Here is a 13,146-nt window from a genome sequence, read left to right on the forward strand (position 1 = left end):
AGATATGCCTTGCAAGCATCATCATTTGGCAGTTCTTTTATAAAGTTTAGTATACTCTGCCCTTTAAAATCTTCCATAATAGCCGTTTTGTTGATACTAAGTTACAGAACTTAAATGACTAACTCAATTAATTTATACAGCTACGCTCCCGGTTCAAATTCCGTAGAAAAACATACCGATTTTGATGATTTTCCTATCCTCAATCTTTCTGCAGGAAAGGATAAGATCATTTTTGAGCAGGCGGGATATTTACATACGTTCGATCCCGCTTCGAATGAAACAAAACAAATCCAGGTTGGGATCGCTGCCGATCTTTTGGAGTTGCGCCCAAGGTTCGTGCAGGGCGATAAATACGTACGTAGCGCTTCTATTTCCCCATCAGCAGCACGAGTAGTGATAGATTTTAGAGGAGAGATTATTACAGTTCCAGTAGATAAAGGTGATCCCATGAATATTACCAATACCCCCGGTGTACATGAACAATACCCGGCCTGGTCCCCAGATGGAAAAACCATCGCTTATTTTTCCGATGAAAGTGGCGAATATGCCCTGCATTTATACGATCAAAATGAGAAAAGTTCCACGAAAAAGATCAAACTGGACGGAGCAGGATTTTATACCAATTTACACTGGTCTCCAGATAATACAAAACTGGCTTTTGTAGATAACGGGAGAAGTCTATATGTTTACAATACTACTAAGGGAAAAGTCTCAAAAATTTCTTCTGATGTTTTATATACACCCGGAATTTTTCGGGAATTATTTGGAGACTGGTCCCATGATTCAAACTGGATCGCTTATACCCTCATCACCTCTACGAATTTTGAGCAGGCTTTTCTTTATTCTATTTCTGAAAATAAATCTTATTCGGTGACTGATGGGTTCTCGAATGTCACCAGCCCGGAATTTGATGCCAGCGGAAAATATTTGTATATGCTGGCTTCTACTGATGCCGGTCCTGTAGTAAACTGGTTCGATCAATCCAATCAGGATATGGAAATGAGCAATTCCATATATATGGTAACGTTGCAAAAAGATGTGATGTCGCCATTTTTCAAGGAAAATGATGTTGAAGTGATCCAGCAGACTGAAGAAGAACTGGAAAAGAAGAAGAAAGCTGAAGAAGATAACAAGGAGCCTGCGATCAAACCTCTAAAAATTGACTTCGAGAAACTGTCTTATAGAATGGTAGATATCCCGGTTTCTCGTGGCATGTATGAGCATTTGGAATCTCCAAAGGAAGGACAGTTGTATTATATCTCAAATTCAGCCCATAGCCCGGGCCCGGGAATGCTTAGAAAATATGATTTATTGGAAAAGAAGGATACGTTAATCATGTCTTTAGATAACTATGAGATTTCTGCTAATGGCGAAAAGTTATTTTACATGAAAGAAGGGAAGATGGGGGTTACTACTTTAGATCAAAGTCCCTCACAACCCATGTTAGATTTAAGTTCGGTAAGAGTAAAGATCGATCCCAAGGCAGAATTTCAGAATATTTTCAATGAAGCCTGGAGGGTGAACCGTGATTATTTTTATGATCCGGAAATGCATGGGGTAAACTGGGAAGCAATGAAAGAAAAATATGCCCAGTTTTTACCAGATGTGACCACAAGAAACGATTTATACGATGTCATGGAATGGATGTTTAGTGAACTGGGTGTGGGACATCATCGTTTTTCAAGTCGGGGCGATCAATTCGAGACTTCAGAAAGTATAAAAGGCGGCTTGTTAGGTGCTGATTATGCAGTGGAAAATAACCGTTATCGCATTAAGAAAATTTATGGTGGACTCAACTGGAATCCTAATATGCGATCCCCCTTAACCGAACCGGGAGTGAATATTAATGAAGGAGATTATATCATTAAAGTGAACGGGCAGGATGTTACCTCTAAAGATAATCTTTTTAAATACTTTGAAAATACTGCGGAAACGATTGTAAATCTAACGGTGAGTTCTTCAGCAAATGGCAATAACTCCCATGTGGAAAAAGTGAATCCTGTGACCAGTGAACGTGATTTGAGGAATCGTGACTGGATTGAAGGGAATATCGCAAAAGTGAATAAAGCGACCAATGGAAAGATCGCCTATGTGTATGTTCCCAATACGGCAGATGCCGGACATGAATATTTTAAAAGATATTTTTTCCCTCAGGCAAACAAACAGGGAGTGATCGTGGACGAACGTTTTAATGGTGGTGGCCAGTTAGCCGATTATTATATCGATATTTTGAGAAAACCACAACAGGCTTATTGGAATTTTAGGTATGGTGAAGACCTCAAATCTCCGAGTGCATCTATTCAGGGGCCAAAAGTAATGCTCATAGATGAAACTGCCGGTTCCGGTGGGGATTATCTCCCATGGATGTTCAGGAAATTTGAAGTGGGGACACTTATAGGAAAAAGGACCTGGGGCGGCCTGGTAGGTGTTTTAGGCTATCCTGAATTTATTGACGGCGGAATTGTTACTGCGCCCAATGTGGCTTTTTACAACGAGGATGGTTTTAGGATAGAAAATGAAGGTGTAGCCCCAGATATTGAAGTGGAACAATTGCCCAAAGAGGTGATCAACGGGAAAGATCCACAACTGGAGAAGGCTATTGAAGTAGTGATGCAACAGTTAAAAGATAACCCGCCGAAAAAAATCGAAAGGCCGCCTTATCCCATTAAAACTCGAAATTAAGAAAAACAAATATTTAGGATTAAGAATCCATATTTTAAGCTCGAATAACACAATATGAAATATCTAAATTTTAACGTAATAGTTAAAATATATAACTTTAAACGGCAAAATAATACCATTAGTGGTAAAATATTATTCACAAACGTTAATATATTGTGAATATTAAATGTTATATTGATGCATAAAATTTTCATTAATTAAAACCAAACATTTATGAAATTTAATAATTTACTCTTTCCAGTTATCGCTTCTGGAATGCTCCTAACAGTTTCCTGTGAAAAGGAAGAATCTTTCGAAATGGACACAACTTCTGAAAATGCTGTAAGCGAAAATCAGGATTTCAATTTTGTTCCCAATGAAGTTTTGATCAAGTTTAAAGCAGGTGAAGGGAAAGCGCAGTCTAAGGCGCTGTCAATTATTCAGGGAGCTGTTATCGAAAATATTACAACTCAGGCAATGGAATCCAGAGGTATGGCAAAAGGTGAATTTTTGCTGGTTTCTTCCAAATTGAAAACTTTGGATGCGATAAAGCTTTTGCAGAATTTAGCTGAAGTCGAGTATGCTGAACCAAATTATATTTATCGTCATGATGCTACCTCTAACGATACATTTTATCTGGACGGTTCTTTATGGGGAATGTACGGTGATGCATCATCTCCAGCCAATCAATATGGAAGTCAGGCAGCAGAAGCCTGGGCTGCTGGAAAAACAGGATCCTCGAATGTGTATATTGGGATTATTGATGAGGGATATATGTTTGATCATGTAGACCTTGCAGCAAACGCAGGTACAAATCCGGGTGAAATAGCTGGGAATGGTGTGGATGATGATGGTAATGGATATATAGATGATGTATATGGCTGGGATTTTGACGGAAATGATAACTCGATCTTTGACGGTGTAGATGATGATCACGGGACGCACGTGGCAGGGACTATTGGAGCTTCCGGAGGGAATGGCACCGGAGTAGCCGGCGTGGTATGGGACGTTAAATTGCTAAGCGGAAAATTTTTAGGCAGAAGAGGTGGAAGCCTGGCCAATGCTATTAAAGCAGTAGATTATTTTACAGATTTAAAACAACGTCATGGAATTAATATTGTAGCAACAAGTAACTCCTGGGGCGGTGGCGGATTCTCCCAAGGACTTCAGGATGCTATTGAAAGGGCCAACCAGGCAGGGATACTCTTTATAGCTGCTGCAGGGAACGATTCTAATAATAATGATGCATCGGCTTCTTACCCTGGTTCCTACACCAACGATAATATTATATCTGTTGCTTCCATTACCAAAACCGGTGGGCTAAGCAGTTTTTCTAACTTTGGTGCTACAAGTGTAGATATAGGAGCTCCTGGTTCTGCTATCTATTCTACAGTACCAACCAGGTCTAAAGGACAGGTAGTTTCCGCCTATGCGAGTTATAGTGGAACCTCTATGGCTACACCACACGTTTCTGGTGCAGCTGCCTTGTATGCTTCAATTAATCCAGGCGCTACTGCGGCACAAATTAAAAATGCCATATTAAGTTCAGCAGTTCCTACTTCTTCCTTAAGCGGTAAAGTGCTTACCAACGGAAGATTGGATGTAGGTGGATTTTAAATAAAATATTTTTTGAAAGAAAAGGCCTCCTGTTTGGAGGCTTTTTTATTTTATAATTTAAATTTCTGAGAAATTTTAGCCAATTTGCTACGACAGTATTAAAGTATAAACCTCTAACCAATAAAATTTGCCCAGACTAAAAAAATCACTGGAAGCTAATAAAATTGATTTTCGCGAAAGCTTCGCCTCCTTAAAATTTATTCCCCGGTTCTTTAAAGAAATAAGGAAAGTAAACCCCACGCTTTTCTATGCCAATGTTACGGGAAGGATTATTAACGCAATTCTTCCGGTGATCATGTTATGGTTGGGAAAATTGATCATAGATGAGGTCGTGCTTCAAATTTCTGCGGAAGCTAAAGATCTTGACAGGCTTTGGGTTCTGGTGGCTATGGAATTTGGATTAGCCATTTTATCAGATCTCTTAAGCCGGGGAATTAGCTTAAGCGATGCTCTTTTGGGTGATCAATATTCTATAAGTACCTCAGTTAAGATCATCAAAAAAACTTCGGAATTGAATCTGGCCCAACTAGAAGATTCCGAATTCTATGATAAACTGGAAAGGGCCAGACAACAAACCACCGGAAGGGTGGGATTAATGTCTAATATTCTAACCCAGGGTGAAGATATTATTGTAATTATTTCGTTGCTTATCGGGGTGGTGGCATTTGAACCCTGGCTCATCATCTTATTGGTGGTCTCGATTATCCCCACGATCATTAATGAAATTAAATTTAGTGGCACCAGTTACTCCCTGGCTAGAAGCTGGACGCAGGAGCGTAGGGAACTTGATTATTTGCGTTACGCCGGCGCCAGTGATGTCACCGCAAAAGAGGTGAAATTATTTGGCCTTTCTGAATATCTGGCTGATCGATTTAAAGGTTTATCAGATAAATATTATTTGCAGAGTAAGAAGCTGGCCAAGCAACGTGCCGGGTGGGGGTCATTTTTTAATATGATTGGGACTGCAGCCTATTACAGTGCCTATGTTTTTATTATTTTTAGAACGGTTGCCGGGGTCTTTTCTCTTGGGGACCTTACTTTTCTTTCGGGGTCTTTTAATCGTTTAAGGTCTAAACTACAGGGCTTTTTTACCCGATTTACCCAAATTACCGAAAGTGCACTTTATCTTCAGGATTATTTCGAATTTCTAGATCTGTCTTTTATAGATAGAAAATCTGAGGATTCATTTCCTCTTCCCGAAAAAATTCAGAAAGGATTCGAATTTATAGATGTGGGATTTAAATATCCCAAATCTGACAAATGGGTGGTGAGAAATATCAACTTTGAATTAAGGGCAGGAGAAAAGCTGGCTTTTGTTGGTGAAAATGGCGCAGGAAAAACTACCCTGATCAAATTACTCCTTCAGTTTTACGAACCAACAGAAGGAGAGATCCTTTTGGACGGCATAGCGATAAATAAATACAATCAATCAGAATATCAACAATATTTTGGAGTGATCTTTCAGGATTTCGTCAAATTTGAATTAACCCTGCGGGAGAATATTGCCATGGGTGAAATTTCTGAAATTGAAAATCAGGAACGACTGGATAGCGCTGCCGAAAAAAGTCTGGCCCGGGAAGTGATCACCGATCTTCCTTTGGGATATAATCAGCCTTTGGGAAAACGATTTAAAAACGGGAAAGACCTTTCCGGCGGGCAGTGGCAGAAAATCGCCATCGCCCGGGCTTATATGAAAGATGCTGAGGTTTTGATCCTGGACGAGCCCACTTCAGCATTAGACGCCAGGGCTGAAACTGAGGCTTTTCAGCGGTTTATTCAATTAACTGAAGGTAAGACCGCGGTAATCATTTCCCACCGCTTTAGTACCGTTCGAATTGCGGATAGGATTATGGTCCTTAAAGACGGATCGGTTCTGGAAATTGGAACGCATCGTGAGCTAATGGAGAACGAATTGCTCTATGCTGAACTTTTCAATCTCCAGGCCGCGGGTTATCAGTAGTCATTAGAATGTGGGAAGAACTATGCCCGTAAATAACATGGCAAGCTTAAATGCATAATTATCCAGAAGATGGCCAGGACTTTTCTTTTGGATTGGAACAAGGCTATCTATCCATCTGGACCGATCGCTTAAAAGATGGATTGCAAAAGATGAATTCCGTGCCTGCAAATAAACCTGAATTTTCGAAATAATTGATTAGATATGGCCCGAAACAAATACCGGCATTTTGCCGTAAGTATCGAAAATAATGCGGAAAAGGCATTTTTTAACCAGATTAAGAAAGGTAACTTTCCTGGAGAATTGGCTTGTTTTAGGAATAAAAAAATAGGTATTTTTTCTGAAGAGGTTTTGAAGGAATATATTGAAGAAGATTATAAGCATGGCCGCTCCCAACTTTCCCAAGATCGGTCTATAAGGACTTTTTCAACCGGGGAAAGGCGAAAGGCGTTACTGGAACACTTAATCAATCAGCAAATTGAGGTACTACTGCTGGTTAATCCATTTGATGCCCTGGATATCCCGTCCGGGGAATTTCTACAAAAACATTTGGTCCAGCTTTCAGAAGATATAAGTATTATTCAGCTAATAAAACGGAAAGAGGATCTTCTGCCATTTATAGATGAGGTGCTACTAATTGGGAAAAATCAGGTATATGCCAGGGTTACCGCAGGGGATTTTAAAAAGGATGGACGACAAGTTTTCGAGAAAGATGTATCAATACCTCCTCCTTTAAAAAAATATGATAGTATTCCAGAAGAATTGGTGAAATTAAAGGGAGTATCGGTTTTTTATGAAGACAGGCCAATCCTCAAAAATATTAACTGGACGGTCAAAAAGGGTGAATTCTGGCAGCTTTCCGGTCCAAACGGTTCCGGGAAAACTACGATATTGAGCATGATTTACGGTGATAACCCCAAAGCCTATGGCCAGGATCTATATCTCTTTGGGAATAAAAAGGGGAGTGGGGAGACGGTTTGGGAAATCAAGGATAAAATTGGTTATTTTTCACCCGCCCTTACTGAAATGTTCCAGGGCAACCACAGCCTGGAAAATATGCTTATTTCGGGGATGTTGGACAGCATTGGCTTATACGCAATGCCAAAAAAATCCCAAATATCTTTAGCTGAAAAATGGCTAAAAGTGCTCGGTTTTCCCGAAAAGGCAAATATTCTTTTTTCGAAAGCTTCAGCCCTTGAGCAACGGCTTGTTCTCATTGGCCGGGCCATGATCAAACATCCACCCTTATTGATCCTAGACGAGCCAACAACGGGTTTAAATGACGAAGCTGCGGCACTTCTTGTAGAACTTATCAATAAAATCGCTTCAGAAAGTGAAACCGCGGTGATCTATGTTTCCCACAGAAAGGAAAGCGGGCTTAATCCTCAATTTATTTTTCAGCTTACGAAAAGGCAGGAAGGTTCAACAGGAGGGAAGGTGTAGGTCGAATTTGGGTATTTTTATGAATGTGAATAAGATGCGCATAAAAGAAGTGGCGATAATTTTCAATCAAATTGCTGATTAGGTATTTTAGCGGTTACTAAATTCCTGATAATTTGTCTGCAAAAAAATCCCAGAAAGAAACACCTTTAATGAAACAATATAACGGCATCAAGCTGAAGTATCCTGATGCGTTATTGTTATTTAGGGTGGGGGATTTTTACGAGACCTTTGGTGAAGACGCGGTAAAGACCGCCCGGATCCTTAATATTGTGCTCACCAATCGGAATAACGGCGGGGAGCGCACCGAGCTTGCCGGTTTTCCTCACCATTCCCTGAACACGTATTTGCCAAAACTGGTGAAAGCCGGTCAGCGCGTGGCCATTTGCGACCAGCTGGAAGATCCAAAAATGACCAAAACCATTGTAAAACGGGGGGTAACCGAATTGGTAACGCCGGGGGTTGCGATGAATGATGATATTCTTCACAGTAAATCGAATAATTTTCTTTGCGCAGTCCACTTCGGAAAAATAAAACTTGGAGTTTCATTTCTGGACGTTTCCACGGGTGAATTTTTATGTGCCCAGGGAAATACGGAATACATTGATAAATTACTTCAGAATTTTAATCCTAGTGAAATCCTGGTCCAGAAAAAAAATAAAAAGGAGTTTTTAGAGTCTTTTGGGAAAGACCTGCATTGTTTCTATTTGGATGACTGGATTTTTAAAACCGATTATGCAGAGGAAACACTAAACACTCATTTTCAAACAAAATCCTTAAAAGGTTTTGGGATCGACCATCTGGAAGAAGGCATTATAGCTGCCGGAGCAGTGCTTTATTATTTATCTGAAACCCGGCATACAAAACTTCAACATATCAGCAGCATTAACAGGATCGCTGAAGAAGAGTATGTATGGATGGATAGGTTTACCATTCGTAACCTGGAGTTGTACCATTCAAATTCCCCAAATGCGGTCACCCTTTTAAACGTGATCGATAAGACTATTTCACCAATGGGCGGCCGATTGCTCAAACGCTGGCTGGCGCTTCCTTTAAAAAATGCTGAAGCAATTCAAAAACGCCTGGATGTAGTGGAATATTTTTTAAAACATCCTGAATTACTGGCAGAAATGCAGGACCAGATTAGTCAGATTAGTGATCTGGAACGACTTATTTCAAAAGTAGCCACGGGAAAAATAAGTCCGCGTGAGGTAAATCAGCTTAAAAATTCAATGGATGCGATCGTTCCGGTAAAAGAAAAAGCACTGGATTGCGAAAATGAAGCTGTCAAAATTATTGGGGATAATTTGCATTCCTGTGATTTACTTCGGAAAAAGATTTCCGAAAGTTTAAGTGAAGAAGCACCGGTAAACCTTCAAAAAGGGAATGTGATCGCTAAAGGATTTTCCCTGGAATTGGATGGATTGCGAAATTTGGCATTTTCGGGCAAGGATTATCTCGATAATATGATTAAACGAGAAACCGAAACCACCGGAATCTCTTCATTAAAAATTGGTAGCAATAATGTTTACGGCTATTATATCGAAGTGCGAAATAGCTATAAAGATAAAGTCCCTTCAGCATGGACACGCAAGCAAACCCTGGTAAATGCCGAGCGTTACATCACCGAAGAGCTCAAAGAATATGAAGCTAAAATTTTAGGGGCAGAAGAAAAGATTTATCAGTTGGAGCAGGAGATTTATTTTAAACTCATTCAGTGGCTGGTAGATTATATTGCCCCGGTGCAGCAAAATGCCAGGCTAATAGCCCGCCTGGACTGCCTTTGTTCTTTTTCAGAGCAGGCAAAACTTGAAAATTATAATAAACCTGAAATCACCGACACTTTTAACCTCGAAATTGAAGAAGGAAGGCATCCGGTAATTGAAAAACAACTGGCTCATGGCGAAATATATGTAAGCAATACGGTCAAACTGGATCGGGAGGAGCAACAAATTATCATGATCACCGGCCCTAACATGAGCGGTAAATCAGCTATTCTAAGGCAAACCGCTTTAATTGTTTTAATGGCGCAAATGGGAAGTTTCGTGCCGGCAAAGTCTGCTGAAATTGGACTTGTGGATAAAATTTTTACCAGAGTAGGGGCCAGTGATAATATTTCGATGGGAGAATCTACTTTTATGGTAGAAATGAATGAAACCGCCAGTATCCTAAATAATATATCCAAACGGAGCCTTGTTTTGCTCGATGAGATTGGACGCGGAACCAGTACCTATGATGGAATTTCCATTGCCTGGGCGATTAGCGAATATTTACATGCGCATCCCGCCAGACCCAAAACTTTGTTTGCCACACATTATCATGAACTGAATGAAATGTGTGAAACTTTTGATCGTATTAAAAATTACAATGTTTCGGTTAAAGAATTGAAAGAAACGGTGCTTTTTCTTCGGAAATTAATTCCGGGGGGTAGTGAACATAGTTTTGGGATTCACGTAGCTAAAATGGCGGGAATGCCTCAAATGGTAATACAAAGGGCCAATAAAATTTTGAAGAAACTGGAAAATTCCCACTCCATGGAAGATTCCGGAGCAGTATTAAAAAAATCTGCCGAAGAAGAACTGCAGCTAAGCTTTTTTAAGCTTGATGATCCCTTGCTGGAAGATTTAAAACAGGAATTAATTGACATTGATATAGATACCTTAACTCCGGTTGAAGCTTTGATGAAATTGAATGAGATAAAAAGGCGACTTCATAAAAAGTAAATCAGCTCCTGGGGAAGTTTTAATTTCTCATATTGGTTTATTAAAGTCCATCAGTTGTTTTTTCTTAAAAAATCCTTTGCTATTCTTAGATTTGTTTTAAATTTGCCTCCGCAATAAATGCTATGCCTTTGGGTTGGCAAACGTTCTTTAAAATCGCGAAAATAGCTCAGTTGGTAGAGCGCCACCTTGCCAAGGTGGAGGTCGCGGGTTCGAATCCCGTTTTTCGCTCAACGATATAAAAATAAGTCCTATTTCACATAGGTTTATTTTGCTCGGGTGGTGGAATTGGTAGACACGTTGGACTTAAAATCCAATGAACATTAGTTCGTACGGGTTCAAGTCCCGTCCCGAGTACTTAAAGCTCCTGCCAATGCGGGGGCTTTTTTGTTTTTGAGGATTTCTACGTCTTATTCCGAAATTCTTTTACTCGAAAAAATAAACAAAATTCTTAGATGCTTTAGAAAAGTAAATTTAGGCTTTTCATTATTTCATTCAAATCCGGATGTAGTTTATTCCTGACACTTTACTGTGACAAATATGTCTACGGTTTATAATAAAGGCCTCCAAAAATCTATAAACTGTTGATTCTTTACTATAACTTCTACCAGGAGACAGGTGCAAGGATCATTATACTCGAAATGGATTTTTTTAGTTCTTATTTGCGAGAACTAAAAAAACTTTCTATATTTGTCCCCTATATGAAAGATAAGCTAACAAATAAACAAAAAGAACTTATAGAGAGTTTCGGCGTTATTCAGGAAGGAATGGGGTTGTCACCAGCAGCAGCCCGGGTGGATGCTTTGCTTACCGTTGCCGATAGAATTGAATTAACCTTTGATGAAATTCGCGAATCACTTTCCCTGAGTAAGAGTGCTACCAGCAATGCCATCAATAATCTTTTAATGCTTAAACGTATTGGCTACAAAACTAAACCTGGAGACCGTAAAAGATATTTTCATTCAAAACTAGGCCAATGGAGAAATTCTTTTAAAGAAAGTATGGAAGGCCTTACTACATATAACACGGTAATTAAAGAAATTCTTGAAAACAGGACAGACCATACAAAAGAATTTAACCAACAACTTAAAGATTTTACAGAATTCATTGAATACTATCAAAAAGAGAGTATAGACATCATTGAAAATTGGAAAAAAGCTTAAGCGATATTTTTTTATAATTTTGGTTCTTTTATTTATGAACTAAAAAGTGAATACTTAACTATAAAAACTTCTCTTTGACGACAGACTATGAACACTCATCCACACCAATCCGCCATTTAAAGAAATATTTACTATTTCTCCTCTCTTTAAAGCATTTTTATGAATTCTATGAAGCCATTTAAAATCAGCATAATGAAATTTATTTTTCTCACAGCTTTTTGTCTGTTAGGTCTTACCTCTATTGCACAAGAATCTATAACTTTCAATACTATTGAAGAAACGATCAACTATGCTATAGAAAATAATAATAATCTTAAAGCCTCTCAAATTGATCAGGAAATCATCCAGGCCCAGATTGCGGAAGTAAAAGGACAGGCACTCCCCCAAATAAACGCTAATGCCGGTTTTACAGATAATTTCTCCCTACAGGAACAACAATTGCCAGGTGAAATTTTTGGCGGTGAACCGGGAACTACTATAGGTGTCGCCTTTGGCAATCGCTACCAGTATGCTGCCGGGGTAAATGTGCAACAGCAATTGCTCGATTTCAAACTTTTCAATTCCATAAAAAGTACTACCGCACTTGCTGAACTTAGGAACCTGCAGACGCTGGTGACCACCCAGGACTTAATTGTAAATGTGATCCAAACTTATATCCAGATACAGGTTTTTCAAAAGCAGGTGGAATTGTTGCAACAAAACTATAACCGTACAGATAACCTCATTGAACTTTCCAATGCTAAATATATGGAAGGCATTATAAAAAAACTAGACCTTAACCAACTGCTTGTAAACCGTTCCAACCTTAAAACACAAATCGAGGATGCTGTGTTCGGAAAAAACCAGCAGATAAGGCTTTTTAAAGTTCTGCTGAATATCCCTATGGCTACCGAGGTCGTTTTAGTGGAAAAACTGGAAGATCGGGAACCCTATCCTCTGGGAACTGAACTACTTTTGGAAGCGAACCTGGAATACCAACAACTGGATAAATCTATCGAGTTATCTATTATTGACCAAAAGCTTATCAAGGCAGAATATTTGCCAAAACTAGGTGCAAGTTTCGGGTACAATTATTTAGGACAGGCCAACGAATTCTTAGATTTTGATCCCAATCTTTATCAGGGACAATGGAGTGGTACCTGGGGGATTTCTGCGACTATCCCCATATTCGATGGCTTCCAACGGCGCAATCGTTTAAAACAAAAGGAATTTGTCACCGAACAGTTAGAACTGGACCAGGAAACTTTAGAACTGAATATCCAGAAAGAATTTGGTGATGCAAGGGAACAATTGCTCCTAAGCAATTCCCAGATAGAGAGCCAGCTAAGGAATATGGAATTGGCCCAGGAAAACTATGATGGTATTAAAATCTCCTATAATGAAGGGGTTGCGAACCTAACGGAACTACTGGATTCTGAATTTGCCTTAAGACAGGCACAATCCAATTACCTTAATGCGCTCCTTCAGTCCAAAGTAGCCGAAGTCACTTTATTGAAATCCAGTGGCAGACTTTCTCAATTAATTGTAAATCCATCAGTAACAAACTAATTCTGCCTGCCGGCAGGTATCAACCGTATAAACACTATAT

General features: G+C 39.4%; 8 protein-coding genes and 2 tRNA genes. All 10 read left to right on the top strand.

Annotated features, from left to right (window positions below; genetic code table 11):
- Window positions 1-114 precede the first annotated feature (114 nt).
- The 10 genes from DHD80_RS16890 (at window position 115) to DHD80_RS16935 (ending at window position 13,106) form a co-directional block, all read left to right on the top strand.
- Window positions 115-2,682 (top strand): S41 family peptidase, encoded by a 2,568-nt coding sequence (locus DHD80_RS16890; RefSeq protein WP_251742641.1) that lies wholly within the window; start codon window positions 115-117, stop codon window positions 2,680-2,682.
- A gap of 213 nt (window positions 2,683-2,895) precedes the next feature.
- Window positions 2,896-4,278, top strand: coding sequence for a S8 family peptidase (locus DHD80_RS16895; RefSeq protein ID WP_251742642.1), 1,383 nt, complete (start codon window positions 2,896-2,898; stop codon window positions 4,276-4,278).
- Between the two features lie 127 nt (window positions 4,279-4,405).
- Complete coding sequence (locus DHD80_RS16900; RefSeq protein ID WP_251742643.1) at window positions 4,406-6,238, top strand: ABC transporter ATP-binding protein; 1,833 nt, start codon at window positions 4,406-4,408, stop codon at window positions 6,236-6,238.
- 50 nt (window positions 6,239-6,288) lie between these two features.
- Window positions 6,289-6,429 carry a hypothetical protein gene (locus DHD80_RS16905; RefSeq protein ID WP_251742644.1) on the top strand — a complete coding sequence of 47 codons (141 nt, stop codon included), beginning with the start codon at window positions 6,289-6,291 and terminating at the stop codon, window positions 6,427-6,429.
- 10 nt (window positions 6,430-6,439) lie between these two features.
- Window positions 6,440-7,678, top strand: coding sequence for an ATP-binding cassette domain-containing protein (locus DHD80_RS16910; RefSeq protein ID WP_251742645.1), 1,239 nt, complete (start codon window positions 6,440-6,442; stop codon window positions 7,676-7,678).
- 149 nt (window positions 7,679-7,827) lie between these two features.
- On the top strand, window positions 7,828-10,398 hold the full coding sequence (gene mutS / locus DHD80_RS16915; protein WP_251742646.1) for a DNA mismatch repair protein MutS: 2,571 nt from the start codon (window positions 7,828-7,830) through the stop codon (window positions 10,396-10,398).
- 155 nt (window positions 10,399-10,553) lie between these two features.
- Window positions 10,554-10,626: transfer RNA gene (locus DHD80_RS16920), tRNA-Gly, on the top strand.
- 42 nt (window positions 10,627-10,668) lie between these two features.
- Window positions 10,669-10,752 (top strand) — tRNA-Leu (locus DHD80_RS16925).
- Between the two features lie 344 nt (window positions 10,753-11,096).
- Window positions 11,097-11,558 carry a MarR family transcriptional regulator gene (locus DHD80_RS16930; protein ID WP_251742647.1) on the top strand — a complete coding sequence of 154 codons (462 nt, stop codon included), beginning with the start codon at window positions 11,097-11,099 and terminating at the stop codon, window positions 11,556-11,558.
- A 192-nt stretch (window positions 11,559-11,750) separates the two neighbouring features.
- Entirely contained in the window at window positions 11,751-13,106 is a 1,356-nt protein-coding gene (locus DHD80_RS16935) for a TolC family protein (protein ID WP_251742648.1), read from the top strand.
- The last annotated feature ends 40 nt before the right edge of the window (window positions 13,107-13,146 follow it).

This window comes from Gramella sp. AN32 (assembly GCF_023718305.1).
Lineage (GTDB): Bacteria > Bacteroidota > Bacteroidia > Flavobacteriales > Flavobacteriaceae > Christiangramia > Christiangramia antarctica.

Coding starts and splice junctions, on each gene's coding strand:
- DHD80_RS16890 (WP_251742641.1), top strand. CDS start 115: ATGACTAACTCAATTAATTTATACAGCTACGCTCCCGGTTCAAATTCC.
- DHD80_RS16895 (WP_251742642.1), top strand. CDS start 2,896: ATGAAATTTAATAATTTACTCTTTCCAGTTATCGCTTCTGGAATGCTC.
- DHD80_RS16905 (WP_251742644.1), top strand. CDS start 6,289: ATGCATAATTATCCAGAAGATGGCCAGGACTTTTCTTTTGGATTGGAA.
- DHD80_RS16910 (WP_251742645.1), top strand. CDS start 6,440: ATGGCCCGAAACAAATACCGGCATTTTGCCGTAAGTATCGAAAATAAT.
- mutS (WP_251742646.1), top strand. CDS start 7,828: ATGAAACAATATAACGGCATCAAGCTGAAGTATCCTGATGCGTTATTG.
- DHD80_RS16930 (WP_251742647.1), top strand. CDS start 11,097: ATGAAAGATAAGCTAACAAATAAACAAAAAGAACTTATAGAGAGTTTC.
- DHD80_RS16935 (WP_251742648.1), top strand. CDS start 11,751: ATGAAATTTATTTTTCTCACAGCTTTTTGTCTGTTAGGTCTTACCTCT.